Source organism: Streptomyces sp. UW30 (genome assembly GCF_008042075.1).
Taxonomy (GTDB): Bacteria; Actinomycetota; Actinomycetes; order Streptomycetales; family Streptomycetaceae; genus Streptomyces.
The window spans coordinates 209,871-235,581 of record NZ_RDBN01000037.1; the positions used below are offsets into that span (position 1 = coordinate 209,871).

Genomic DNA, 25,711 nt, shown 5'->3' on the forward strand with positions numbered 1-25,711 from the left:
ATGGACCCCGTGCGCTATCGCATCCTCGGCACCACCCAGGTACTTCGCCCCGACGGCCGCCCCGTTCCGGTCGGCGGGGCGCGGCTTCGCGCACTGCTGACCGTGCTGGCGCTGCGGGCCGGCCGGACCGTGCCCGCAGGGCTGCTGGTCGACGAGGTGTGGGGCAGCGAGCCGCCCGCCGACGCGACGGGCGCGCTCCAGGCACTGGTCGGACGGCTGCGGCGGGCCCTCGGGGCGGACGCGATCGTCTCGGCGGAGGGCGGATACCGGCTCGCCGCCGCGTCCGACGACATCGACCTGCACCGCTTCGAGCGGCTCGTCGGCGAGGGGACGCGCGCGTTGGCCGACGGCGACCCCGCCAAGGCGGCCGGCGTCCTGGACGACGCCCTCGCCCTGTGGCGCGGCCCCGCCCTCGCCGACCTCCCCGACCACACCGCCGAGGCGGCCCGCCAGGAGACCCGTCGCCTGGACGCCCTGCGCGCCCGCCACGGCGCCGCCCTCGCCCTCGGCCACGCCGAGCAGTCCCTGCCCGAGCTGACCGCCCTGTGCGACACCCACCCCCTGGACGAGCCCCTCCAGGCCCTGCGCCTGCGCGCCCTGCGCGACGCGGGCCGCACGGCCCAGGCGCTGGCCGGCTACGAGGACGTACGACGACTCCTGGCGAACCGGCTCGGCTCGGACCCGGGCCCGGAACTGCGGTCGCTGCACGGGGAGTTGCTCCGGCCGACGCAGGACGGACGGGGGACCGGGCCGGGCGCGGGCGGCGGGAGCGGCGCCTCCCACCGCGGTGAGCACGGCCTCGGGGACGGCCGCGGCGTCGTCGACCGGCGCGAGCTCGGCCAGCCACACCCCGTCCGGCGCACCGCCGCGCACCCTCTCGGCGGCCTCCTGCGACAGCCGCGTCTTCCCGGCACCGCCGCCCGGCTGGTCACCCTGCTCGGCCCCGGCGGTGCCGGGAAGACGCGGCTGTCGCAGGAGGCCGCCGAGAGGGTGCGCGGCGGTGCGCCGGACGGGGTGTGGCTGGCCGAGCTCGCGCCGGTCGACGACGCCGCGGCCGTCCCCGAGGCCGTGCTCACCGCGGTCGGCGCCCGCGAGACCGTGCTGTACGGCGCCGGCGCCGAGGCCATGCGAGCCGGCAACGAACGGCACGACGACCCCGTGGAGCGGCTCGCCGAGCACTGCGGCAGGCGCCGCATGCTGCTGATCCTCGACAACTGCGAGCATGTCGTCGAGGCCGCCGCCCGGCTCGTCGAGGAGCTGCTGGAGCGCTGCCCGAACCTGACGGTGCTGGCCACCAGCCGCGAACCCCTCGGCGTACCCGGGGAGTTGCTGCGCCCCGTGGACCCGCTGCCCGAGCCGTTCGCGCTGCGACTGCTCGCCGACCGGGGCGCGGCCGCGCGACCGGGGTTCCGGATAGAGGACGACCCGGCGGGGTGCGCGGAGATCTGCCGGCGGCTCGACGGTCTGCCCCTCGCGATCGAGCTCGCCGCCGCCCGGCTGCGCATGCTGACCCCACGCCAGATCGCCGACCGGCTCGACGACCGCTTCCGGCTGCTCACCTCCGGCAGCCGCACCGTCCTGCCCCGCCAGCAGACGCTGCGCGCCGTCGTCGACTGGTCGTGGGAGCTGCTCGACGAGGACGAACGGGAGGTGCTGCGGCGGCTGTCCGTCTTCGCGGGCGGCTGCGACCTCGCCGCCGCCGAGGCGGTGTGCGGGCCGTTCGCCCTGGAGGCGCTCGGCTCCCTCGTCGACAAGTCCCTCGTGGTGGCGGCGCCCCTGCCCGGAAAGGGCACCGACGGCGAGATGCGCTACCGGCTGCTGGAAACCGTCGCCGAGTACGCGGGCGAGCGGCTCGACGAGGCCGGGCAGCGGGCGCAGGCCGGACGCGCGCATCTGACGTACTACCGCGAACTCGCCCGCACCACCGACCCGTTGCTGCGCGGCCCCGGCCAGTTCGCCGCGATCGAGCGGCTGGAGCGCGAGTACGAGAACCTGCGCACCGCCCTGCGCCACGCCGTCGCCGGCCGCGAGGAGCAGGAGGCGATGTGCCTGATCCTGTCGCTGGCCTGGTACTGGCAGATGCGCGACCTGCGGATCGAGGCCCGCAACTGGTCACGTGAGGTCATGGCCCTCGGCCCCGACCCGTTCCCCGAGCCGCCGCTGCCCGCCGCCCCCGTGTGGGAGCGCTGCACGGCCGCCCCGCCGCCGTGGACCGGCGAGGTCCTCGCCGAGGCCCGGCGCGGCACCCACCTGGTCCATCTCGCCTGCATGGACACCGAGTTGGACGCCTGGCAGACCCCCGAGGCGCAGACGAAGCTGCGGTCCATCGCGGCCACCTACGAGCCCGGCCAGCCGCAGACCTGCCGCGTCCCCGGCATGCTCTGGTTCTTCGGCGTCATGCTCTCCGGAGACGTGGAGCGGCTGCGGACGGTCGTCGACGCCACCGTCCGCACCTCGCGCGAGACACCCGGCTACGACTGGGAGCTCGCCTCCAGCCTCCAGTGGCGCGCCAACCTGTACTCCAACCGCGGCGACTGGGCGGGCGACGCGACCCGGGACGCCGAGGAGTCGCTGGAGATCTACCGGCGCATCGGCGATCTGTGGGGCACCGCCGAGGCGCTCGCCGCGCGGGCCGAGTCCCATGAACGCAAGGGGCGCTACGACCTCGCGGGCGCCGACTACGAGGCGGCGATCGAGATCGCCGAGCGGCTCGGTGCCCGCGCGCAGGGCGAGGTGCTCAAGGCCCGGCTCGGCAGTGCGCTGCTGGAGGCCGGGGAGTCCGAGCGCGGCGAGCGGATGCTGCGTGACGTGATCGCGGGAGTGGACGGCGCGAGCAACGAGGCCATGCCCTTCGCGCGGCTCGCCATCGCCGGGTGGCTCTCGCTGACCGGCCGGACAGCCGAGGCGCGTGAGCAGATCGTGTTGCTGCGCGAAGATTTCAAGATCGCCCACTTCATCATCTTCGACGCCTTCATCCTCGGCGGGGAGGCCTTCGTGGAGGCGGCCGACGGCTGCTACGAGGCATGCCTGGACAAGGTCCGCCTGGCCCTGGAACGGGCCGAGGACCCGCTGTCGCAGGCCATGGCCCCGTACATGCGCGCGATGTACCTGCACGTCGCCGCGCTCGCCCTCGCCGGCGTCGACGGCGGGAGCCGCGCCCGCGACGGAGCCCGCTGTCTCGCCGCGGGCGACGTGATGCTGCCGGCCAGTCATGCCCCGACGACGATGGAGCGCGAGACACACGCCCAGGCCGCGCGGGCGCTGCGGGCGGCACTGGGCGACGAGGGCTTCGAGACGGCGTACGCCGAGGGCGGCGGGCTCTCCCCCCGGGAGGCCGCCGCCCTGGTCTGACGCGATCACGCGGCGCCCGACGCGTCAGCTCTTCGTACGGAACTTGTGGATGGCCACCGGCGCCATGACCGCGGTGATGGCCACCGACCAGCCGAGCGTCACCCACAGGTCGTGCGCGACCGGCCCGCCCACCATCAGTCCGCGCGAGGCGTCCGCGAGGGTGGACAGCGGGTTGTAGTCGGTGAAGCCCTGGAGCCAGCCCGGCATCGAGCCCGTCGGCGCGAAGATCGACGAGCCGAACTGGAGCGGGAACAGCACCAGGAAGCCCATCGCCTGCACGGACTGCGCGCTCTTCATGATCACGCCGAGGGTGAGGAACACCCACATGATCGACGACGCGAACGCCGTCGACAGGGCCACGGTCGCGAACAGGCCGGGCCAGCTCGTGATGTCGAACCCGACCAGGACCGCGACGATCATCAGTACGGCGGTGGCGAACAGCATCCGCAGCAGTTCCACCGAGATCTTCGCGAAGAGCACCGAGCCGCGCCCGATGGGCAGGGACCGGAAACGGTCCATGACACCGGAGTTGAAGTCCTGGCTGAACCCGGTGCCGACGCCCTGGGAGAGCGTCATGCTCATCATCGCGATCATGCCGGGGATCACGTACTGCACGTACTGGTCCTGACCGCCGCCCAGCGCCTGCCCGATCGAGCCGCCGAAGACGAACACGAACAGCAGGGTGAAGATGACCGGCATCAGCAGCGCGTCGGCCATGGACTCCGGGTCCTGCCGGATCCACAGCAGATTGCGGCGCACGAGCGCACCGGTGTGCCGCAGGTGCCCGCGCAGCGTGATGCGGGCGTCGTCGGTGGTGCGGGGTTCGGTGGTGACGGTGGCGGCGCTCATACGGCGACCTCCTCGCGGTCGTCGGTGGGCACGGTGTCCTGCGGGGCGCTGGCGCGGTGGCCGGTGAGGGACATGAACACCTCGTCCAGGCTGGGCAGTTCGGTGGTGATGGAGGCGAGCGTGACGCCGCGCGCGGTGATGGCGCCGACGACGGCGGTCAGCTGCTCGTCGCTGAGGATCGGGACCAGGAGGGTGCCGGAGGCGGTGTCCACGGTGGTGGCCGCGAGCCCGGTGATGCCGAGGTCGTCGAGATACCCGGCGAGCGGGCGCAGTTGCAGGGCGTCGACCGGGCGGACCCTGAGCGTGCGCCCGCCGACCTTGGCCTTGAGCTCCTCGATGCCGCCGCCCGCGACGACCTTGCCCCGGTCGACGACGGTCAGCTCGGAGGCGAGCTGCTCGGCCTCCTCCATGTACTGCGTGGTCAGCAGCACGGTCACACCGTCCCCGACCATGGCCTTGACCTCGTCCCACACCTCGTTGCGGGTGCGCGGGTCGAGCCCTGTGGTCGGCTCGTCGAGGAACAGCACGTTCGGCCGTCCGATCATGGAGGCGGCCAGGTCGAGGCGGCGCCGCATTCCACCGGAGTAGGTGGAGGCCGGCCGCTTCGCCGCCTCGGTCAGCGAGAACCGCTCCAGCAGCTCGTCGGCACGTGTGCGTGCCTCCTTGCGGGGCAGATCCAGCAGCCGCCCGATCAGATACAGGTTCTCCCACCCGGGGAGCTTCTCGTCCACGGAGGCGTACTGCCCGGTCAGCCCGATCACGCGGCGCAGCTGCCGAGGCTGGCGCACCACGTCGTATCCGGCGACGGTCGCCTGCCCGGCGTCCGGCGCCAGCAGTGTCGACAGGATCCGCACCAGGGTGGTCTTGCCCGCCCCGTTCGGTCCCAGCACCCCCATGACGGTGCCCTCACGTACGTCCAGGTCCACACCGTCCAGAGCCTTGGTCTCGCCGTAGTGCTTGACCAACCCCCGCACGGAGACGGCGCTGCTCACGCCGCCCGGCTTGTTGTCGATTCGCTTCATGGGGACGACGGTGCCACCCCACACCGACAAAACACCGACAGTCCACCGACACCGCCGCCAAGAGGCCACCAACAGCAGCGACGGGGCCACGGACGGGCGTGCGCAGTGCCTGCGCTGCGCGCCGTGCCTGCGCCGCGCCTGCGCTGTGCCGTCGGGCCTGCGCCGTGCCGTCGGGCCTGCGCTTTGCCGAGGACCGCGCGTGCCGCCTGGGCCGCTGCTTGTCGACGGGCTTGCGCGATTCCGGCGGGCCTGTGCCCTGTCGCCTGGGCCGCGGTCTGCCGACGGGCCCGATTTGTTGACCGGCCCGCGGCCTGCGGACGGTCCTGCAACTTGTCGACGGGCCCGCGACCAGCCGCCTGGGCCGCTGCCTGTCGACGGGCCCGCACGCTCCCGGCGTGCCTGCGACCGGCCGCCAGGGCCGCAGCCTGCCGACGGGCCCGAGACCTGTCGATGGTCCCGAAACTTGTCGGCGGACCTGCTCCCTCCCGCGAAGCCGCGACCTGCCGAGGGCCCCCAATGTGCCGACAGACCTGCAAGCTGCCGCCGGCCGCGCCCCGCCGCCGGGTCCGTGCCCCATGCGCAGGCCCTCAACTCGCCGCCGGGGCCGTGCCCTACCCACCGGCCCCCAACCCGCCTCCAGCCCTCTGCGCCGCAGGCACCCCGCCGACAACAAACACCAAGGGGCGCCCGGTGATCACCGGGCGCCCCTCACCGCAGGACCCGCGAAGGTCAGTGCTGGACCGTTTCTGGCTGCTGTGGGACGTGTCCCGCGACCAGGTGTTCTCGCACGGTCCGCGGAGCGACCCGGCGCCGGTCCACCGCGTACGCGGTGCCCGCGACCCCGAGTCCGAGCACGGCCAGCGCCGCGCCCGCCAGGGCAGGGGAGGTGACTCCGAAGCCGGCCGCGAGGGCGAGGCCGCCGATCCAGGCGCCGCCCGCGTTCGCGAGGTTGAAGGCCGCCTGGTTGGCCGAGGAGGCCAGGGACGGGGCCGACGACGCCTTCTCCATCACCATCAGGTTGAGCGGGGAGCCGGTCACGAAGGCCGCCATGCCGAGCAGCATCACCGCCAGGGCCGCGCTCCACGCCGTGGACATCAGGAGCGGGAACAGGGCCAGCACCGCGGCCAGGGAGAGCAGCCCCCCGAAGAGCGTCCGCCGCATGGCGTGATCCGCCAGCCGTCCGCCCAACAGGTTGCCGATCGTCGCGCCCACGCCGAACAGCGCGAGCAGCAGCGTCACGCTGGCGTCGGCGTACCCGGCGGAGTCGGTCAGCATCGGCGTGATGTAGCTGTACGCGGCGAACAGCGCGCCGAAGCCCGCCACCGTCGTGCCGAGCGCCAGCCACACCGGGACCGAGCGCAGGGCGGCCAGCTCGCCGCGCAGGCCTGCGGCCGGAGCCGCGTGCGCCGCGCCGCGCGGTATCAGCAGCGCCAGCGACACGATCGCCGCGAGGCCGATCACGCTCACGCCGAGGAACGTGGCCCGCCAGCCGAGGTGCTGCCCCAGGAGCGTGCCCACCGGCACACCCGCGATGTTGGCGACCGTGAGGCCCAGGAACATCAGCGACACGGAGCGGGCCTTGCGCTCCGGTGCGACCATGCTCGTCGCCACGACCGCGCCGACGCCGAAGAACGCGCCGTGCGGCAGGCCGCTCAGGAAGCGGGCGGCCATCAGCCAGTGGTAGTCGGGGGCGAGGGCGGACAACGCGTTGCCCGCGACGAACAGGGCCATCAGACCGATCAGGACCGTGCGGCGGGGCATACGTGCCGTGAGCGCCGCCAGCAGCGGGGCGCCGATCACGACACCGAGCGCGTACGCCGAGACCAGATGCCCGGCGGTGGGGATCGAGATGTGCAGGTCGTTCGCGACTTCGGGCAGCAGGCCCATCATCACGAACTCGGTCGTGCCGATACCGAAGGCGCCTACGGCGAGGGCGAGCAGGGCCAGTGGCATGAAGTGCCTTTGCCTTTCGGGGTGTCGAGAGCGTCGTTCCGTGACTCGTATGTTCAAGTACGGAACAAAGCGTCTCAGGCCCAGCATTCCGGCAGATGACAACCCGGTTGCAAGGATCCATCCAGAAGGCGCTGACCTGCGACTTTCAGGACGCGGATGTGTCGACCTTCACACGCGCGGCCACCGGCAGATGGTCGCTCCCGGTCGCCGGCAGCGTCCACGAGCTCATCGGCTCGACGCCCTTCACCATGATCTGGTCGATCCGCGCCATCGGGAACGACGCCGGCCAGCTGAACCCCATCCCGCTGCCCGAGGCGCCCTGCGTGGAGCGCATCTGGGCGGTGACGGCCCGCAGGGCGCGGTCGTTCATCGTGCCGTTCAGATCGCCGAGCAGGACGGCCTTGTGCAGCGGCTCGTCGGCAATCGCCTCGCCCAGCGCGTTGGCGCTCTTGTCGCGCTGCCGGGCGGTGAACCCGGCCTCCATCTTCACGCGCACCGACGGCAGATGGGCGACGTACACCGCGACCTGCCCGGCGGGCGTCGTCACCGCGGCCCGCATGGCACGGGTCCAGCCCAGCTTGATGTCGACGGCCCGGACGCCGCTGAGCGGGTACTTGCTCCACAGCCCGACGGTGCCCTGCACCGAGTGGTACTTGTACGTCGACGCCAGCGCCTTCTCGTACGTCGGGACCGCGTCCGCCGTCAGCTCCTCCAGGGCCACGACGTCCGCGCCGGACGCGGCCACGTCCTGGGCGGTTCCGGACGGATCGGTGTTGTCCGCGTTGACGTTGTGCGTGGCCACCGTCAGGTCGCCGCCGGTGCCGGTCTTGTCGGAGAGCTGGCCGCCGAAGAGGTTCAGCCAGACGATCGCCGGGATCAGCAGGGCGATCAGCGCGGTCGCGGACTTCCGCAGCAGGGCCAGCAGGAGAAGAACCGGGATGAACAGGCCCAGCCAGGGCAGAAACGTCTCGGTCAGCGAGCCGAGGTTGCCGATGGCGTTCGGGATCCTCGCGTGCAGCCCCATGACCAGGGCGAGGATCGCCGCGAGGGCGGCCAGCACGATGCCGCGCCGCCAGATGCGGGGGTCGCCGCGCCAGCCCGAGACCAGGCGGCTTTGCAGGCGCCGAAGCCCGGATTCCTGGCGCTCGGGCCCCGAGCCGCTGCTGTCCGTCTCCGTCACGTACGCCTGCTGCGCCATACCGTCGCCTCACTACCTGCCGTGCACACCGTCGTCCCCCCGCGCCCATGGAAACCCTAGGGGATGATCGGTTCCGTTCCTGCCGTACCCATGACGGCCGTACGGGGGCGAGGACGTACAAGTCGGCTTCGCGAGTTCCGGTCCGGGCCGGGGAAAGCGCGCTCTGTGACGAAACGCGCACATGCGTACTACGGAGTGGGTGAACTGACGGGCCGTAGACCTTCGAGCACCGCGTCGGCCATCTGCTCCGCCAGCCCTTCCGGGAGTTCGGCGTCCGGGCGCATGACGGCACGCACCAGCATCGGGCCGAAGACCATGTCGTTCATCACGTCGACGTCGATGTCCGTGCGCAGCTCGCCGTTCTCCTGCCCGCGGCGCAGGATCTCGTGCTGTTTCCTGCGCCGCGGTTCGACGACGTTCGCGTGATAGGCGTCCCAGATCTTCGGGCTGCGCTTCATCTGGGCGATGACGTTGTGCAGGAGCACCGACGACCGGGTCATCAGGCCGCGCCGGCGCAACTGCTCCAGCAGCGTCACGAGATCGTCGCGCACCGAGGTGCCGGGCAGCTCGGGGTCCGGGGGCTCGGCGGCGCGTACGACGTCGACGAAGAGCTCCTCCTTGCCGCTCCAGCGGCGGTAGATGGTGGCTTTGCCGACGCCCGCCGTGCGGGCGATGCGCTCGATGGAGAGCTCCGCGAGCGGCACCCCGTCCTCCAGCAACCGGATGACGCCCTCGATGATGGACCGCTCCACGGCCTCGCTGCGGGGGCGGCCCCGGACGGGTCCGTCCGGCCGGGGATTGCTGTCGGCGGGGCTCACTTGGTCGGTCCTTTCCGTGGGCTGCGCTGATTGTCCCCCGGGTAGGCCGCCGCCGGTGCGGCGGCCGGGCCGCGGCGAGTCCTGCGCGGCCACGGCCCCGGCCCCCTCCCGGCACTCCCGTCCGCCCCGCCCGGCTCTATTCGGATGCCACCAACTCCCGTTCCTCCTCGCCCTTTTGAGGCGCCGTCGGCCGCCCCGGCAGGAACAACGCCACGACCACCGCGCCGAGTACGGCGATGCCCGCACCCCACAGCGCCGTGACGTGCATGGCGTGCAGGAACGCGTCGTTGGCGGGGCCGACGAGCGCCTCGCCGCGCGGGCCGAGCTTGTCGGCGACGCCGAGCGTGGCCTCGATGGATTCGCCGGCCGTGTGCCGCAGGCCCTCCGGCAGCGCCGTGAGCCGGTCCTCGATGTCGCCGCGGTACGCCGTCGACAGGACCGAGCCGAGGACGGCGATGCCGAGGGCGCCGCCGACCTGGCGGAAGGTGTTGCTGAGGGCGGAGGCGGAACCGGCCTTCTCGCGGGGCAGGGCCTGCATGATGACGACGCTGACCGGCGTCATGATGTGCGCCATCGCGGCGCCCATGAGGAAGAAGACGACCTCCAGGACCCAGATCGGCGTGTCCGCCTCGAAGGTCGCGAACGCGGCCAGCGTGAGCGCGATGAGCAGCATGGCGCCGGTCGTCGTGGCCCGGTTGCCGAACCGGTCGACCAGGAGCCGGGCCCGCGGCGCGAAGATCATCTGGGCGGCGGCCAGCGGCAGCATCAGCAGACCGGTCTCCAGCGGCGAGTAGCCGCGCACGCTCTGGGTGTAGAAGACCGAGAAGAAGGTCACGCCCATCAGGGCGAAGAAGACCAGCGCGATGACGCCGATCGCGGCCGAGAAGACCTTGTTGCGGAAGTACGTGATGTCGACGGAGGGGTGGTCGCTGCGCTTTTCGAACACCACGAAGGCGGCGAGTACGGCGAGACCGGCGGCGATCGTCGCGAGGACCGTCGCGTCCGTGAAGTCGGCGAGCTGGCCGCCCTTGATGATGCCGTAGACGAGCAGGACGAGGCCGACGACGGAGAGCACGACGCCGACGGGGTCGATGCGACCGGGGTTCGGATCGCGCGAGTCCGGGACCAGCCACAGCATCAGCGCGAGGGCGAGGAGCACGATCGGCACGTTGATGAGGAAGACCGAACCCCACCAGAAGTGGTCGAGCAGAACACCGCCGGTGATCGGGCCGATGGCGATGGCGAGGCCGACGCCGCCGGCCCAGATGCCGATGGCCTTGGGCTGCTCGTCGCGCTCGAAGACGTTCATCAGGACGGCGAGGGTGGCCGGCATGACGAAGGCGGCGCCGAGGCCCATCACCGAGCGGAAGGCGATCAGCTCACCGGGGGAGCCGGAGAACGCGGCGAGCGCGGAGCCGATGCCGAACACGGCGAGGCCGCCGAGCAGCACCTTCTTGCGGCCGAGCCGGTCGCCGAGGATGCCCGCGCTGAAGAGCAGGCCCGCGAAGACGAGGGTGTAGGCGTTGATCGCCCACTCCAGCTCGCTCTGGGTGGCGCCGAGGCCGGTCGGCGCCGGGGTCGAGATCGTCTTGATGGCGACGTTCAGGATGGAGTTGTCCAGCACGACGATCAGCAGGCTGAGCATCAGCACACCCAGGATCGCCCAGCGGCGCCGATGTACGGCCTCCGGTATACGGGAGCCGGTGTCAGGGACGGGAGAAGTCATGGCGTCGAGCCTAGAAGACTTTCGATACGGCACCGTCTCGTATCGTAAATTTTTACCGAGCTCTTACACGGGGTGCATCTCACACGAGGGGGCTTGGCCGCGACTGGCACGAAGTGCCACCATGGAGGGGATCCGGGGACGCCGTCAGGGCGCCTCGAGATGACATGAAGGAGCCGTTGCCATGACGCAGCTCTCGGCTGCCCAGACGCCTCAGGCGAAGCCCTCCGACGGCAGCAATGCGCTGTACGGGGGGAAGGGCACCCGCCGCATCACCGTTCGTGACATCGCCGCCGCCAAGGAGCGCGGCGAGAAGTGGCCCATGCTCACCGCCTACGACGCGATGACCGCGTCCGTCTTCGACGAGGCCGGCATCCCGGTCATGCTCGTCGGCGACTCGGCGGGCAACTGTCACCTCGGCTACGAGACCACCGTGCCCGTGACGCTCGACGAGATGACCATGCTCTCGGCGGCCGTCGTACGCGGCACCTCCCGCGCCCTGATCGTCGGCGACCTGCCCTTCGGCTCGTACCAGGAGGGCCCGGTGCAGGCCCTGCGCTCGGCGACCCGGCTGGTCAAGGAGGCCGGCGTCGGGGCGGTCAAGCTGGAGGGCGGCGAGCGCTCGCACCGCCAGATCGAGCTGCTGGTCGAGTCCGGCATCCCGGTGATGGCCCACATCGGCCTGACCCCGCAGTCCGTCAACGCCATGGGCTACCGCGTCCAGGGCCGCGGCGAGGAGGCGGCCGCGCAGCTGCTGCGCGACGCCAAGGCGGTGCAGGACGCGGGCGCGTTCGCGGTCGTCCTGGAGCTGGTGCCGGCGGAGCTCGCGGCCGAGGTGACGCGTGTGCTGCACATCCCCACGGTCGGCATCGGCGCCGGCCCGGAGACCGACGCGCAGGTCCTGGTCTGGACGGACATGCTGGGCCTGACCGGCGGCCGCGTCCCCAAGTTCGTCAAGCAGTACGCCAACCTGCGCGAGGTCATGGGCAACGCGGCGAAGGCGTTCGCGGACGACGTCGTCGGCGGAACGTTCCCGCTGGAGGCGCACTCCGTCCACTGAGCCCTCCCGGGCCCCTGAACCACTGCGGCACCAAGCGCCCCGCCGATCTTCCCCCGTCGGCGGGGCGCCCCTTTTGCCCGGTGATCAGCGGCGGCGGTAAGACTCCACATAGCCGCCCGCCGGCGTGCCGACGCCCGTCACGTCGTCGTAGCCCTTCACGGCGCTCAGTGAGCTGTCCTTGCCGAGGCTGCGTACGGACGTGGCCAGTCCCTCCGTCGCGTCGTAGCCGTTGACGAAGTCGACGCGGGCCACCGCGAGTCCGGAGCCCGTCGGGTTGTCCTTGACGTCGTGGTACGCCTTCGAGCCGTAGCGCGCGTAGATCGCGGGGTTGGCGAAGCCGAGCGGCTTGCCGCCCGCCGCCTCCTGGGCGAGGGCCTGCACGCCGGCGATGACCGGCGCCGCGAGCGAGGTGCCGCCGAGGCGGTACTCGTCGTAGGCCTGGGTCCTGCCGTCCGGCAGGGTCTGCGTCTGCCCCACCAGGAACCCGGTGTTCGGGTCGGCGATCGCCGCGATGTCCGGCACGACCCGGTTGCCGTCGGCGCTGTTGGCCTTGGCCAGCGCGTCCGGGACGAGGCCCTGCTGGTAGTACGGCTCGGCGACGGTCCTGCTCGTGCCGCCGCCCGCGCCCGAGGTGAACGCGCCGGGGAAGCCGGTCCAGCTCTTCCCGTCGGCCGCGAGGCTCGCCTTCTGCGTGCCCCAGCCGGTCTCCCACAGGTACTTGTCGCCCTTGCCGACCGCCAGCGAGGTGCCGCCGACCGCCGTCACCCACGCCGAACTCGCCGGGATGTCCACCTGCTTGGTGCCGGTGCTCGCGACCTCGTCGCCGTCGTCGCCCGAGGAGTAGTAGAAGCCGATGCCCTCGACCGCGCCGAACTGGAAGACCTGGTCGTAGGCCGCCGCGAGATCCGGCGTCTGGTCGGCCTCGACCTCGCCCCAGGAGTTGGAGACGATGTCGGCGAGATGGTTGTCGACGATTTTGCCGAGCGAGTCGAGCAGATCCTCGTCGTAGCAGGAGGCGGCGCCCACGTAGGTGATCTGTGCGCCGGGCGCGACCGCGTGCGCGGCCTCGACGTCCAGGGTCTCCTCGCCGTACCAGCCGGCCGCCCCGCACTCCTTGGTCCGCGTGTACTTCGCGGGCAGGACCTGGCGCAACTGGCCGCTCTTCCAGGCCGCGTCGCCGTTGCGCTTGGCGTAGGTGGCCGCGTCGAAGGCGATCGTCGGGGAGGCGTACGCGTCGGTGATGGCGATGCGCACGCCCTTGCCGGTGCGCGTGCCGGCGCCGTACGCGGCGCGCAGCTGCTTGCCGGTGTAGCCCTTGACGGCGTACGGGATCTTCGTGCCGTACGCGTCCGGCAGCGTGCTCGCCACGTTCGAGCCGTGGTACGTGGAGAACGGCCCGGCGTTGCGGAACACCGTCTCCGGCGGCGGGAGTTGGTCCCGGTGGCTCGCCAGGTGCGGCGCGTTGTCGAGGCCCGTGACGGTCAGTACGGCGTCCTTGACGCCGTCCGGCACCGAGGCTGTCGTCGTCGGCGCGCGGTAGGTCTTCGCGCCCTTGGTGTAGTTGTGCAGCTGGGTGCCGAACGCCTTCTCCGCGGCGGCCACATCGCCGCTGACGGCGACATAGTGCCGGGTGACGGCCGTGACCTTCAGTCCCGCCGACGTCAACCAGCCCTTGACGGCGGCCACTTGGGCCTTGGTCGCGCCGAAGCGGGACTGTGCTTGGGCCGCGGTCAGGTACTTGCCGTGCGTCGCCGAGTCCGGGTCGGAGACGGCCTTGGCGTAGGCGGCGAGGCCGGTCGCGTCCTTGCCCTGCAGGTAGACGCGTGCGGCGACCTGTGCGCCGTCCGAGGCCGCGCCCTGGTCCGCCCGGGGCGTCGCCCACGCGGGCTTGGTGCCGGCGAGCCGGTCACGGCCCGGGGCGTCGGCGGCGTGCGCCACCGGTATGCCGAGCGCCAGCGCGCCGGTGAGGAGAGGCAGTGTCGCCGCCAGACTCACGCAGGCGCGCCGCGCGGCACGTCGAGATCTCATGGAACCCCCTGTGCGATTCGTGTGCGAGTGGATCACCCGACGGTGGCCACTTAAGCGACGAACCGTTCACGCCAGGGGAATGCCCGGCCCAAGAAGGTCCCAACTACGTTAATGACAAAGCCATTTCCAGGCCTACGACCGCGGCTTCGCGCCCCGCTCCTTGAGCATGTCGGCCATCAGGTCGATCTCCGACCGCTGCCCGTTCACCATCGTCTGCGCGAGCCGCTTCTCCACGCCGACCCCGCACCGGTCGAGGCAGCCCTCGGCCATGTGGATGCCGCCCTTGTGATGGTCCGTCATCAACTGGAGGAAGAAGATCTCCGCCTGCTTGCCGTTGAGGGTCCCGAGCTTCTTCATGTCCGCATTGGTGGCCATGCCCGGCATCAACGAGCCGTCCCCCGCGGAGGGCATGTCGCCCATGCCCATCCAGGTCATCGGCGCCTTCGACGACACCTTCGGCAGATCCCACAGGTCCAGCCAGCCCAGCAGCATGCCGCGCTGGTTGGCCTGCGTCTGCGCGATGTCGTAGGCCAGCCGCCGCACGTCCTCGTCATCGGTGCGGTCGCGCACGATGTACGACATCTCCACGGCCTGCTGATGGTGCACCGCCATGTCCCGCGCGAAGCCGGCGTCCGCCGAGTCGGCGACCGGGGTCGTGCCCGAACCGCCGTCCTCGGCGACCGCGTAGGTGATCGCGCCCGCGGCGACGAGCACCGCCGCCGCGGTCCCTGCTATCCAGCCGACGTGCTGCTTCACTCCGACAGACCGTTCGTGCACGCCGCGCCCGGCTCGGGCGTCTGCTTGCCCTGGACGTACGTCTCGAAGAACTTGCCGACGTTCGGGTCACTGGCGCTCGTCACCGTGCGCTGGTGTCCCCACGCGCTGAGCATGATCGGGTCCTTCTGCTGCTCGTCCGGGCTCATCAGCGTGTACGGCGTCTGCTTGACCTTCGCCGCCAGCGCCTCGACGTCGGCCTTGGCGGCCTTGCTGGTGTAGGTCACCCACACCGCGCCGTGCTCCAGCGAGTGCACGGCGTTCTCCCGGGCCAGTTCCTTGGTGTAGACGTCGCCGTTGCAGTTCATCCAGGCCCGGTGGTGGTTGCCGCCGACCGGGGGCTCCATCAGGTACTTCACGCTGGTCTCGACGTGGGTGCTGGCCAGCGTCCCCTTCCAGGTCTTCACGCCGTCCGCGCCGGCGACGAACTTCCCGGAGGTCTTCTTGTCGGGCTTCGCCTCGTCCTTCTTGTCGGACTGCGACTGGACCAGCACGACTCCGCCGACGACGAGGCCGGCGACGACCACCGTGCTGGCGGCGATGGTGAGGATGCGGTTGCGGCGCTCACGGGCCCGCTCCGCACGCCGCATCTCCTCTATTCGCGCCTTGCGCTCAGCGCTGTTCTTGTTCTTGGCGGAGCCCATGAGGTCATTGTCCTTCTGGCGAAAGGGACGGTCGGGTCCGCTGATCGTAATGGGGAAGGAGTGACCTCTCGTAGGGAGGTGGCGGGAAAGTCCGGATCGCAACCGACCCACTCTGCCGACGCCCGCCCGTCGGCCGATATTTTGAACCGTGGATGCGCATTATCTACGCTTCCCGGTATGCGGCTGTTGCGCTCCACCGACCTGGCCCTGCGCCTCCTCATGCGGCTCGCCGTCCTCGGGGACGCCACGCCGACGACCCGCGAGGTCGCGGCGGACATGGAGGTGCCGTACACGCATGCCGCCAAGGTCGTCGCCGAGCTCCAGCACATGGGGCTGGTCGTCGCCCGCCGGGGCCGCGGCGGCGGGCTCTCGCTCAGCGACCGGGGCCGTACGGCCTCCGTCGGCGCGATCGTGCGCGCCTTCGAGGGGGACGGCGACGTCGTCGAGTGCGAGGGCGACCACCCCTGCCCGCTCAACTCCGGGTGCCGGCTGCGCGGCGCGCTGCGGCGGGCCCAGGAGGCGTTCTTCGCCTCGCTGGACCCGCTGACGGTGGCCGACGTGACCGCGGACCCGACCGGGCCGCTGCTGCTCCGGATCGGCCGGGCGCCCTGAGGCCGCTTGGGCCTCAGCCCTCCTGTGCCAGCCAGAGGTCCGGCCCGAACACCTCGTAGTGGATGTCGGCCGGTGCCACACCCTTGCCGATCAGCTGCGTCCGCACCGTCCGCATGAAGGGCAGCGGACCGCACAGGTACGCGCGCGTGCCCCGCGGTACGGCGACGCCGGTGAGGTCGACCAGGCCGGTGCGGTGGGCCGCCCCGGCGCCGGTCTCGTACCAGAAGTGGACCGACGCGTCCGCGAGCTTCCCGGCGTACGCCTCGTGGTCCGCGCGCAGGGCGTGCCCGGCGGGGGAGCGGTCGCCGTGCACGACCAGCACCGGGCCCTCGTGCCCGTGGTCCGCGAGCTGACCCAGCATGGCGACCATCGGGGTCACGCCGATACCGGCGGAGGCGAGGAGCAGCGGCGCGTCGGCGCGGACGTCCGTGAGTACCAGATCGCCGTACGGCGCCGACATGCGCAGCCGGTCGCCGACGCGCACGCGCGCGTGGAGGTGGTTCGAGACCTCGCCGTCGGGCGTGGCCCCGCCGTGCACCCGCTTCACGCTGAACTGCCGGATCGGTGAGCCGGGTGCGGCGCAGAGGCTGTACTGGCGTATCTGCCGGGCGTCGTCAGCCAGCTCGACCTGGACCGAGACGTACTGGCCGGCCCGGAAGTCCGGCGCCGGGCGGCCGTCGGCCGGGCGCAGCCGGAACGTGGCGACGTCGGCGGTCTCCTCGACGCGTGCGACGACCTCCCACTCCCGCCACCGGTTCCCGCCGCGCTCCTCGTACAGCCGCCTCTCGATCGCGGTCAGCGCGTTCGCCATCAGCCAGTAGACCTCGTCCCAGGCGGCGGCGACCTCGGGCGTGACGGCCTCGCCGAGCACATCGGCGATCGCGGCGAAGAGGTGCTCGTGGACGAGCGCGTACTGCTCCGCCGTGACGCCCAGGGAGGCGTGCTTGTGGGCGATACGGCTCAGCATCACGTCGGGCCGCTCGCCGGGGCGGTCCACGAGGTGCGTCGCGAACGCGGCGATCGACCCCGCGAGCGCCTGCCGCTGGGTGCCGGCCGCCTGGTTGCCGCGGTTGAACAGGTCGCGCAGCAGCTCGGGGCGGGCGGCGAACATCCCGGCGTAGAAGCGCTCGGTGATCTCACCGATCGCCCCGCCGACGAGGGGGAGGGTGGCGCGCACGGTGGCGGCGGACTGCTCGGACAGCATCGGATCTCCTCTGGTTCGGTCGAGGTACCTCCATTAAAACTTGCATCTAAGATGCAAATTAAAGCGGGGTGGGTCCAGCGGGGCCGGGCATTACGGATGTGGGTCCGAGCAGGCAAGATGGGCGGCAGAGCAGTCCACCGGACACCATGGCGACGACAGGACACCTGCCGTAGGCCGGGTGTTCGACCCGAGGTCGCCACGGCGATCAAGGTCCGCAACGCGCCTGAAACGGTGTTGTGGTGTGATGCTCAGGTGCCCGACCGCCTCCTGCGGGACACGGAGACAGGCGGCCTGACCAGCAAGGATGGGAAGCGGAAGATGGACAAGCAGCAGGAGTTCGTGCTCCGTACGTTGGAGGAGCGCGACATCCGGTTCGTACGCCTGTGGTTCACCGACGTGCTGGGCTTCCTCAAGTCCGTGGCCGTGGCACCCGCCGAGCTGGAGCAGGCCTTCGACGAGGGCATCGGCTTCGACGGCTCGGCGATCGAGGGTTTCGCCCGCGTATACGAGTCCGACATGATCGCCAAGCCGGACCCGTCGACCTTCCAGATCCTGCCCTGGCGCGCCGAGGCCCCCGGCACCGCCCGCATGTTCTGCGACATCCTCATGCCGGACGGTTCCCCGTCCTTCGCCGACCCGCGCTACGTGCTCAAGCGCGCCCTCGCGCGCACCTCCGACCTGGGCTTCACCTTCTACACCCACCCGGAGATCGAGTTCTTCCTGCTGAAGGACCGCCCGCTCGACGGCACCCGCCCGACCCCGGCCGACAACTCCGGCTACTTCGACCACACCCCGCAGAACATCGGCATGGACTTCCGCCGCCAGGCGATCACCATGCTGGAGTCCATGGGCATCTCGGTCGAGTTCTCCCACCACGAGGGCGCGCCGGGCCAGCAGGAGATCGACCTGCGCTACGCCGACGCGCTCTCCACGGCCGACAACATCATGACGTTCCGCCTGGTCATGAAGCAGGTGGCGCTGGAGCAGGGGGTCCACGCGACCTTCATGCCGAAGCCGTTCTCCGAGCACCCGGGCTCCGGCATGCACACCCACCTCTCCCTCTTCGAGGGCGACCGGAACGCCTTCTACGAGTCCGGCTCGGAGTACCAGCTCTCCAAGGTCGGCCGCTCCTTCATCGCCGGCCTGCTGAAGCACGCGGCCGAGATCTCGGCCGTCACCAACCAGTGGGTGAACTCCTACAAGCGCATCTGGGGCGGCTCCGAGCGCACCGCGGGCGCCGGCGGCGAGGCCCCCTCGTACATCTGCTGGGGCCACAACAACCGCTCGGCCCTGGTCCGCGTGCCGATGTACAAGCCCGGCAAGACCGGCTCGGCGCGGGTCGAGGTCCGTTCCCTGGACTCCGGCGCCAACCCGTACCTGGCCTACGCCGTCCTGCTGGCCGCCGGCCTCAAGGGCATCGAGGAGGGCTACGAACTGCCGCCGGGCGCCGAGGACGACGTCTGGGCCCTGTCCAACGCCGAGCGCCGCGCCATGGGCATCGAGCCCCTCCCGCAGAACCTCGGCGAGTCCCTGACCCTCATGGAGAACAGCGACCTGGTCGCCGAGACGCTGGGCGAGCACGTCTTCGACTTCTTCCTGCGCAACAAGCGCCAGGAGTGGGAGGAGTACCGCTCCGAGGTCACCGCGTTCGAACTGCGCAAGAGCCTGCCGGTGCTGTAGGGGCAGGTCAGGGCGTATTCCCCGCTGATTCGACGAAGGGGGCTGACGGTCATAGACCGTCAGCCCCCTTGTCGTTTCACCATCCTTGGGCCGTCTCTGGGCCGCCTGAGTCGCGTCGGGCTTTCATCGGGTGATCGAGATTGCGAAGGGCGCGAATCCACTGGATCGGATCACGTGCGGTACGAACAGGATCGCGGCCTCGGCGGCCCGCGCGGTCTCGATCCCGCCGAGGTCCGTGATCCACTCCTGCTGCCAGCTGAGGTCGGCGAGAAGCCCGCGTACGACCTGCTTGGCCTCCGGGTCCCTGCCGGAGAGGAAGGCGGTCGGTGTCTGGGTGAGCGCGGCGGGCGCGGTCATCACCGTGTAGAGCATCGTGTTGAGCGTCTTGACGACGCGCGTGTCGGGGAGAGCTTCCTGAAGCTGCTCCGCGAGGCTTGAGCCGGGGTAGAGCAGGTCGGCCGGCAGTCCGTCCGGTCCGTCGGCGGTGGCGTTGGAGACGTCTACGAGAATCTTGCCCCGCAGTTCCTCGCGCAGCGCGATGAGCCGCTCCAGCGAGCCGGCGCCCGGGGTGGCGTTGATGACGATCTGCGCTGTCCGGGCGGCGTCGGCGGCAGAGCCTGGTGAGCGGTCCGCCACGGTCACCTCGTGCCCGGCCCGGGTGAGGGCCAGGGCGAGGCTGCCGCCGACGCGGCCGTTTCCGAGAACGGCGATCATGGTCATGCTGATGTGGTCCTTCCGGTGCTTGTGGTTCTCGTGGGAGTCAGCGGGAGAGCGTGGTGACGGCTTCGGTGTGCACGCCGGGCGCGGCGGCCAGGAAGCTCTCGCTCTCCGGGGTCCAGGGGCGGCCCTCGGCGTCGGATATCTGCCCGCCGGCCTCGGCGACGAGCAGCGCCCCGGGAAGCAGGTCCGCGCGGGCCCCGGCGAACTGCCAGAAGGCGTCGATCCGGCCGGCGGCCACGTTCAGCAGGTGCAGGGTGGCGGGCACGGATGTCCGCACCACGAGCGCATCGAAGAGCATCGCGGTGATCGAGGAGCCGATGCGCCGCACGACCTTCTCGTCCTCGTCCGGCCTGGCCTGGCTCGTGGCCACGAGGCTCAGGCCGAGGTCCGTGGTCTGGGACACGTGCAGCGGGCGGCCGTCGAGGTAGGCGCCGGCGCCGGCGAGTGCGGTGTAGGTCTCACCGGTCAACGGCAGGTGAACCGCGGTGAGCACCGGCTGGTTGTCGCGCACGAGAGTGGCGGTCACCGCCCACTCCGGCAGGGCGTGCAGGTGGTTGACGTTGCCTTCGGCCGGATCCAGGACCCACCATTCGCCGGGGGGCAGGGCCCCGCCCGCGAGCTCGTCCTCCACCAAGCGGGCGTCCGGGCGCAGGAGGGTGAGGCGGGGGCGCAGGACGTCGAGGGCCACGTCGTCGTTGGCGGCGAGCGCGCGCATCAGCTCCTCGCGGGTCTGGTAGCGGACCACGTCGCCGAACCGCTCCCGCAGTGCCGAACCCGCCGCGCGCACGGCGATCGCGGTCTGCGCGAGCAGGTCGGCGTCGGACGCGGAGCCGGCGGTTGCAGCAATTGCGGTGGTCTGAATCGACTCGGGCATGGCGGTGCTCCCGTCTGAGCAGGGGGGTGATGAGGCGGACCAGGCGAAACCGTGTTTCTTTCGCGCCCGCATCTCGAAGGTAGGAGGGCCCGTCATTAACTGCAAGTGCATGTAAAGCACGGCTAGGATGAGTCTCATGCAATTGGATTTGAACCTGCTCGCCGCGCTCGATGCGCTCCTGGAGGAAGGCAGCGTGGCCGGAGCTGCTGAGCGGCTACACGTCACCGCCCCCGCGATGAGTCGAAGCCTCGGCCGGATCCGGCGCACGACGGGGGATCAGATCCTGGTGCGTACCGGGCGCACGATGACCCCGACGCCGTACGCGATCGCCGTCCGGGAACAGGTGCACGAGCTGCTGCAGCAGGTCCAGGGCGTGCTGGCACCGAGCCGCGAACTCGACCTCACGACGCTCGAGCGCACCTTCACACTCCGCTGGCACGATTCACTCGTCGCCCTCGGTGGCCCCGCGCTTCTCGCGGCCGTACGCAAGCAGGCGCCGGGCGTGCGTTTGCGCTTCCTCGCGGAATCGAGCGTCGACACCCCCGAGCTGCGCCGCGGCGAGGTCGACCTGGAGGCGAACGCGAACCGCCCGACCGCACCCGACATTCGCGCCGATCGGGTAGCTGAGACCCAGCACGTCATCGTCGTCCGGCGGGGGCACCCGCTCACCCGAGTCAAGGCTGTCACCGCCGCGCGGTACGCCGCGGCCGAGCACATCACCGTCTCGCGGCGCGGAAGGCTCGGCAACGCCCTCGACGACACTCTCGCGCAGCTCGGCCTCACCCGACGGGTAGTGGCGACCGCGCCCACCGAAGGGGCTGCGTTCGAGTTCGTGCGCGGCTCGGACCTCCTCGTCACAGCCCCCGAATCGACGACGGTTTCAGCGGCCACGGTTCTCGGTCTGACCCTGCTCCCACTGCCGTTCGAACTGCCGCCGGCCGCGGYGTACCTGTCATGGCATCAGCGCTATGACACCGACCCCGCACACATCTGGCTACGCGATCTGGCGCGGACCGCGTTGGCGCCCTGACGTAACCCACACCCTCAAAGCTTGCCGGTGCTGTAGTGCTCAGTCGCCGTAGGGACGCGGGGGCGTGCAGCTCCCCGCGTCCCCTGCGGCGTTACTGCCCGCCCTTGTTCGACAGTTCCGTGAGGAGTCGGTGCAAGGGCTCCGTCGCCCGGCGCCGGTACTCCTGGATCGACCAGCCGTTGCCGTCGGGGTCCTTGAAGTACATGAACGTGGCGCCGTCGTCGGGGGTGTACTGGACCGGCTCGGAGATGTCCAGGCCGCGTTCGACCAGTTCCGCGTGGGCCGCCTTGATGTCGGCCACGCAGAGCTGCAGGCCCTGGTAGGAGCCGGGCTCGGGCCTTGTCTCGCCCTTGGTCATGTCCCAGATGCTGTCGCCGAGGGCGATCGAACAGCCGGAACCCGGAGGGGTCAGCTGGACGATGCGCATGCCCGGCATCACCTCCTGGTCGATATCGACGTGGAAGCCGACCTTGTCCCGGTAGAAGTCGCGGGCCCGGTCGATGTCGCTGACGGGCAACGGGATCACTTCCAGGGTGAAGTCCATCGCTAGTCCTCCATGGTGAAGCGCCAACGGGTCTGGCTGAACGGCTCACCCTTACCGAAGCCGAAAACCGTTCGGGGCGCCACCGAAAAGACATAGGCATGTCCCGCTCCGTGCTGGAAAGAGCCGTCCGCCACGTCGAAGTGCCAGAAGGGGCCGTACTTCGTCTCCCACGCTTCGGCCAGCTCGCGCAGCCGCGCCTCGTCGGTGATCCGTTCCGCCTCGCCCTCGACCACCAGGTCGTAGCCCTCGTCCCAGAGGTTCGTGCCGGTCGTCAGGACGAGGTGCGGGTTCGCCGCGAGGTTCCTCGCCTTGCGTTCCTCCGGGCCCGTGCAGAAGTGCAGCGCGCCCCGCGACCACACCGCCGGCAGCGGGGTCACATGGGGACGCCCGTCCGGCCGTACCGTCGAGATCCAGAACAGCTCGGCCTCGGACAGCAGCTTCTCCGCGTCGGTCCACGCGGTCGCGGTGGCCGTCTCGTCGCTGTAGCGCGCGTCCAGTCGGGTCTGTGGTTGCTTGTCGGTCATCGGCCGCCCTCCAGATGTGTCGCCGGGCCTTTCCGTCGACAAGGCAGACCGCTCGGGGCGCCGGAACTCATCGGCGCCACTTCCAGGGTCTGCGGTTAGGCTCGACCGCGTACGACCTTGATCGGGTGCGTACGAACCCGATCGGACGGGAGGGCGAGCATGACGGCGCCGGGGCGCAGGAGCAGTACCTTCACGCGGCTGCTGCGGCACGGATTCACCGACCCGTCGGCCGCCGAGCGACTCCTGGAGAGCCCCGAGCTCGCGCCGATCCGTGACGATCCGGTGCTGCTGGAGGCCCTCGGCGCCACCGCCGACCCCGACCTCACCCTGCACGGCCTCGTCCGGCTCGTCGAGGCCCAGGCCGAGCCCGCCGCCCAGCGGGAGCTGCTCGACACGGTGATAGCGGCCAAGCCCCTGCGCGACCGGCTGCTCGGCGTGCTCGGCGCCTCCGCCGCGCTCGCCGACCACCTCGCCCGGCACCCCGGCGACTGGCAGGCGCTGGTCATGTACGAGCCCCGCGACCTGCACCCCGGGGTCGAGGAGTTCGAGCAGGGCCTCGTCGACGCCACCGACCCGGTGTCCCTGCGCGTCGCCTACCGGCGCTGCCTGCTGTCCATCGCCGCGCGCGACGTGTGCGGCACCACCGACCTCGCCCAGACCGCCGCCGAGCTCGCCGACCTCGCCACCGCGACCCTGCGCGCCGCCCTCGCCATCGCCCGCGCCGCCGCGCCCGAGGACGCCGCACAGTGCCGGCTCGCGGTGATCGCGATGGGCAAGTGCGGGGGCCATGAGCTCAACTACGTCTCCGACGTCGACGTCATCTTCGTCGGTGAGACCGCGGGCGGCGCCGACGAGGGCAAGGCGCTGCGGTCGGCCACCAAGCTCGCCTCGCACATGATGCGGATCTGCTCCGAGACCACCGTCGAGGGCTCCATCTGGCCCGTGGACGCCAACCTGCGCCCCGAGGGCAGGAACGGCCCCCTGGTGCGCACGCTCAGCAGCCACCTCGCGTACTACCGGCGCTGGGCCAAGACCTGGGAGTTCCAGGCGCTGCTCAAGGCCCGCCCGGTGGCGGGCGACATCGAGCTGGGCGAGGAGTACGTCGACGCGCTGGAGCCGATGGTCTGGAAGGCCGCCGAGCGCGAGAACTTCGTCGCCGACGTGCAGAAGATGCGGCGGCGGGTCGTCGAGACCATCCCGGTGACGGAACTGGACCGCCAGCTGAAGCTCGGGCCGGGTGGGCTGCGGGACGTCGAATTCGCCGTACAGCTGCTCCAGTTGGTGCACGGCCGGGACGACGCCTCGCTGCGCAGCGGGACGACCCTGGACGCCTTGCAGGCACTCGCGGCGGGCGGATACGTCGGGCGGGCCGACGCGGCGCAGCTCGACACCGCCTATCGCTTCCTGCGCTCCATGGAACACCGCATCCAGCTCTACCGGCTGCGGCGCACCCACCTGGTGCCCGAGGACGAGGCCGACCTGCGGCGCATCGGCCGCTCGCTCGGGCTGCGCGTCGATCCGGTGGCCGAGCTGAACCGCGAGTGGAAACGGCACGCGAGTGTCGTACGGCGGCTGCACGAGAAGCTCTTCTACCGGCCGCTGCTCGACGCCGTCGCCCAACTTGCCCCCGGCGAGGCCCGGTTGAGTGCCGGGGCGGCGCGGGAGCGGCTGGTCGCGCTCGGGTACGGCGATCCGGCCGCCGCGCTCAGGCATCTGGAGGCGCTGGCCTCCGGGGTCACGCGGAAGGCGGCGATCCAACGCACGCTGCTGCCCGTCCTGTTGGGCTGGTTCGCGGACTCGGCCGACCCCGACGCGGGGCTGCTGAACTTCCGCAAGGTGTCGGACGCGCTCGGCAAGACCCCTTGGTATCTGCGGCTGTTGAGGGACGAGGGCGCCGCCGCCGAGAACCTCGCCCGGGTGCTGTCGGCCGGCCGGCTCGCCCCCGATCTGCTGATGCGGGCGCCGGAGGCGGTGGCGCTGCTCGGTGACGGGGACGGGGGGAGCGGGCTGGAGCCCCGCTCGCGCGCGCACCTGGAGCAGGAGATCCTCGCCGCGGTCGGCCGTGCGGTCGGGGCCGTGCAGGCGGTCACGGCGGCGCGAGGCGTGCGGCGCCGGGAGCTGTTCCGTACGGCGGCCGCCGACATCGTCGACTCCTACGGCACCGAGACGAAGCCCACCGAGGCCGATCAGGGTGCGCTGGTGGACCGGGTCGGGGCGGCGGTGTCCGATCTGACGGCGGCGACGCTGGCGGGGACCTTGCGGGCGGTGGTGCGTGAAGGGTGGGGGGACACCCTGCCGACCCGGTTCGCGATCATCGGCATGGGGCGGTTCGGTGGGCATGAGCTGGGATACGGCAGTGACGCCGATGTTCTGTTCGTGCACGAGCCGCGGGACGGGGTGGAGGAGCGCGAGGCCGCCGACGCCGCGAATCGGGTCGTCTCGGAGATGCGGCGGCTGCTGCAGATTCCCAGTGCCGATCCGCCGTTGTTGATCGACGCCGATCTGCGGCCGGAGGGCAAGACGGGGCCGCTGGTGCGCACGCTGAACTCGTACGAGGCGTACTACCGGCGGTGGTCGCTGGGGTGGGAGTCGCAGGCGCTGCTGCGGGCCGAGCCGGTCGCGGGGGACGAGGATCTCGCGGGGCGGTTCGTCGAGCTGATCGCTCCGCTGCGCTATCCCGCCGAGGGGCTCGGCGAGGATGCCGTACGGGAGATCCGGCGGCTCAAGGCCCGGATGGAGTCCGAGCGGCTGCCTCGCGGCTCCGATCCCAAGCTGCACACCAAGCTGGGGCCGGGCGGGCTGTCCGACGTGGAGTGGACGGTGCAGCTGCTGCAGCTGCAGCACGGGTGGGCCGAGCCGGGGCTGCGTACGACTCGGACGCGGGAGGCCCTTGCCGCTGCTTGCGCGGCCGGGCTCATCCCGGGCGAGGAGGCGGCGATCCTGGACGAGGCATGGGTGCTGGCGACGCGGGTGCGCAACGCGGTCATGCTGGTGCGGGGGCGGGCCGGGGACACGTTTCCCTCGGACGCTCGTGAGCTGGGGGCCGTGGGCCGTTACTTGGGGTACGAGCCCGGTCACGTGGGGGACATGCTCGATGCGTATC

Annotated in this window: 20 protein-coding genes; 6 read left to right on the top strand and 14 right to left on the bottom strand. The window is 71.4% G+C overall.

The window, feature by feature from the left end; translation table 11 throughout:
• On the top strand, positions 1-3,351 hold the full coding sequence (locus EAO75_RS19535; protein ID WP_147996367.1) for an AfsR/SARP family transcriptional regulator: 3,351 nt from the start codon (positions 1-3) through the stop codon (positions 3,349-3,351).
• A 24-nt stretch (positions 3,352-3,375) separates the two neighbouring features.
• Here the strand turns inward: EAO75_RS19535 and EAO75_RS19540 are convergent, their stop codons facing one another.
• The 6 genes from EAO75_RS19540 to EAO75_RS19565 form a co-directional block, all read right to left on the bottom strand.
• Complete coding sequence (locus EAO75_RS19540) at positions 3,376-4,200, bottom strand: ABC transporter permease (protein WP_147996368.1); 825 nt, start codon at positions 4,198-4,200, stop codon at positions 3,376-3,378.
• Positions 4,197-5,222: an ATP-binding cassette domain-containing protein gene (locus EAO75_RS19545; protein WP_147996369.1), complete on the bottom strand. Its 1,026-nt coding sequence runs from the start codon at positions 5,220-5,222 to the stop codon at positions 4,197-4,199. Before EAO75_RS19545 ends, EAO75_RS19540 begins: the two co-directional genes overlap by 4 nt.
• A gap of 729 nt (positions 5,223-5,951) precedes the next feature.
• The gene (locus EAO75_RS19550; protein WP_147996370.1) at positions 5,952-7,175 is read right to left on the bottom strand and encodes an MFS transporter; all 1,224 of its coding nucleotides are present in this window, start codon (positions 7,173-7,175) and stop codon (positions 5,952-5,954) included.
• A 145-nt stretch (positions 7,176-7,320) separates the two neighbouring features.
• The gene (locus EAO75_RS19555; protein ID WP_147996371.1) at positions 7,321-8,373 is read right to left on the bottom strand and encodes an endonuclease/exonuclease/phosphatase family protein; all 1,053 of its coding nucleotides are present in this window, start codon (positions 8,371-8,373) and stop codon (positions 7,321-7,323) included.
• Between the two features lie 188 nt (positions 8,374-8,561).
• Positions 8,562-9,191, bottom strand: a complete 630-nt coding sequence (locus EAO75_RS19560; protein WP_147996372.1) for a TetR/AcrR family transcriptional regulator — start codon at positions 9,189-9,191, stop codon at positions 8,562-8,564.
• Between the two features lie 136 nt (positions 9,192-9,327).
• The gene (locus EAO75_RS19565) at positions 9,328-10,917 is read right to left on the bottom strand and encodes an MFS transporter (RefSeq protein ID WP_147996373.1); all 1,590 of its coding nucleotides are present in this window, start codon (positions 10,915-10,917) and stop codon (positions 9,328-9,330) included.
• Positions 10,918-11,098: 181 nt separating this feature from the next.
• On the opposite strand from EAO75_RS19565, the gene panB reads away from it, so the two are divergent.
• Entirely contained in the window at positions 11,099-11,974 is an 876-nt protein-coding gene (gene panB, locus EAO75_RS19570) for a 3-methyl-2-oxobutanoate hydroxymethyltransferase (RefSeq protein ID WP_147996374.1), read from the top strand.
• An 84-nt stretch (positions 11,975-12,058) separates the two neighbouring features.
• Here panB and EAO75_RS19575 read toward each other — a convergent pair whose 3' ends face one another.
• The 3 genes from EAO75_RS19575 to EAO75_RS19585 all read right to left on the bottom strand — a co-directional run bounded on the left by EAO75_RS19575 (position 12,059) and on the right by EAO75_RS19585 (position 15,420).
• Positions 12,059-14,002, bottom strand: coding sequence for a protease pro-enzyme activation domain-containing protein (locus EAO75_RS19575; RefSeq protein ID WP_147996375.1), 1,944 nt, complete (start codon positions 14,000-14,002; stop codon positions 12,059-12,061).
• Between the two features lie 132 nt (positions 14,003-14,134).
• A complete protein-coding gene (locus tag EAO75_RS19580) occupies positions 14,135-14,758 on the bottom strand; it encodes a DUF305 domain-containing protein (protein WP_147996376.1) in 624 nt (207 codons plus the stop codon).
• On the bottom strand, positions 14,755-15,420 hold the full coding sequence (locus EAO75_RS19585; RefSeq protein WP_147996377.1) for a DUF3105 domain-containing protein: 666 nt from the start codon (positions 15,418-15,420) through the stop codon (positions 14,755-14,757). The genes EAO75_RS19580 and EAO75_RS19585 overlap by 4 nt, the downstream gene beginning before the upstream one ends.
• A gap of 177 nt (positions 15,421-15,597) precedes the next feature.
• Here EAO75_RS19585 and EAO75_RS19590 point away from each other — a divergent pair, with 177 nt between their 5' ends.
• Positions 15,598-16,032, top strand: coding sequence for an Rrf2 family transcriptional regulator (locus tag EAO75_RS19590; RefSeq protein ID WP_147996378.1), 435 nt, complete (start codon positions 15,598-15,600; stop codon positions 16,030-16,032).
• Between the two features lie 13 nt (positions 16,033-16,045).
• Here the strand turns inward: EAO75_RS19590 and EAO75_RS19595 are convergent, their stop codons facing one another.
• Entirely contained in the window at positions 16,046-17,236 is a 1,191-nt protein-coding gene (locus tag EAO75_RS19595) for a globin domain-containing protein (protein ID WP_147996379.1), read from the bottom strand.
• Between the two features lie 318 nt (positions 17,237-17,554).
• Between EAO75_RS19595 and EAO75_RS19600 the strand changes: the two genes are divergently transcribed.
• Positions 17,555-18,916: a glutamine synthetase family protein gene (locus tag EAO75_RS19600; protein ID WP_147997972.1), complete on the top strand. Its 1,362-nt coding sequence runs from the start codon at positions 17,555-17,557 to the stop codon at positions 18,914-18,916.
• A gap of 123 nt (positions 18,917-19,039) precedes the next feature.
• Here EAO75_RS19600 and EAO75_RS19605 read toward each other — a convergent pair whose 3' ends face one another.
• Both EAO75_RS19605 and EAO75_RS19610 read right to left on the bottom strand, forming a co-directional pair.
• On the bottom strand, positions 19,040-19,636 hold the full coding sequence (locus EAO75_RS19605; protein WP_147996380.1) for an NADPH-dependent F420 reductase: 597 nt from the start codon (positions 19,634-19,636) through the stop codon (positions 19,040-19,042).
• Between the two features lie 40 nt (positions 19,637-19,676).
• Positions 19,677-20,510: an inositol monophosphatase family protein gene (locus tag EAO75_RS19610; RefSeq protein ID WP_147996381.1), complete on the bottom strand. Its 834-nt coding sequence runs from the start codon at positions 20,508-20,510 to the stop codon at positions 19,677-19,679.
• Positions 20,511-20,646: 136 nt separating this feature from the next.
• Between EAO75_RS19610 and EAO75_RS19615 the strand changes: the two genes are divergently transcribed.
• On the top strand, positions 20,647-21,540 hold the full coding sequence (locus EAO75_RS19615; RefSeq protein WP_147997973.1) for a LysR family transcriptional regulator: 894 nt from the start codon (positions 20,647-20,649) through the stop codon (positions 21,538-21,540).
• Positions 21,541-21,631: 91 nt separating this feature from the next.
• On the opposite strand, the gene EAO75_RS19620 is transcribed toward EAO75_RS19615, so the two are convergent.
• Both EAO75_RS19620 and EAO75_RS19625 read right to left on the bottom strand, forming a co-directional pair.
• Complete coding sequence (locus EAO75_RS19620) at positions 21,632-22,084, bottom strand: VOC family protein (protein WP_147996382.1); 453 nt, start codon at positions 22,082-22,084, stop codon at positions 21,632-21,634.
• 2 nt (positions 22,085-22,086) lie between these two features.
• Complete coding sequence (locus EAO75_RS19625) at positions 22,087-22,608, bottom strand: pyridoxamine 5'-phosphate oxidase family protein (RefSeq protein WP_147996383.1); 522 nt, start codon at positions 22,606-22,608, stop codon at positions 22,087-22,089.
• Between the two features lie 159 nt (positions 22,609-22,767).
• On the opposite strand from EAO75_RS19625, the gene EAO75_RS19630 reads away from it, so the two are divergent.
• The coding region (locus EAO75_RS19630) for a bifunctional [glutamine synthetase] adenylyltransferase/[glutamine synthetase]-adenylyl-L-tyrosine phosphorylase (RefSeq protein WP_147997974.1) at positions 22,768-25,711 on the top strand (2,944 nt) is incomplete at its 3' end.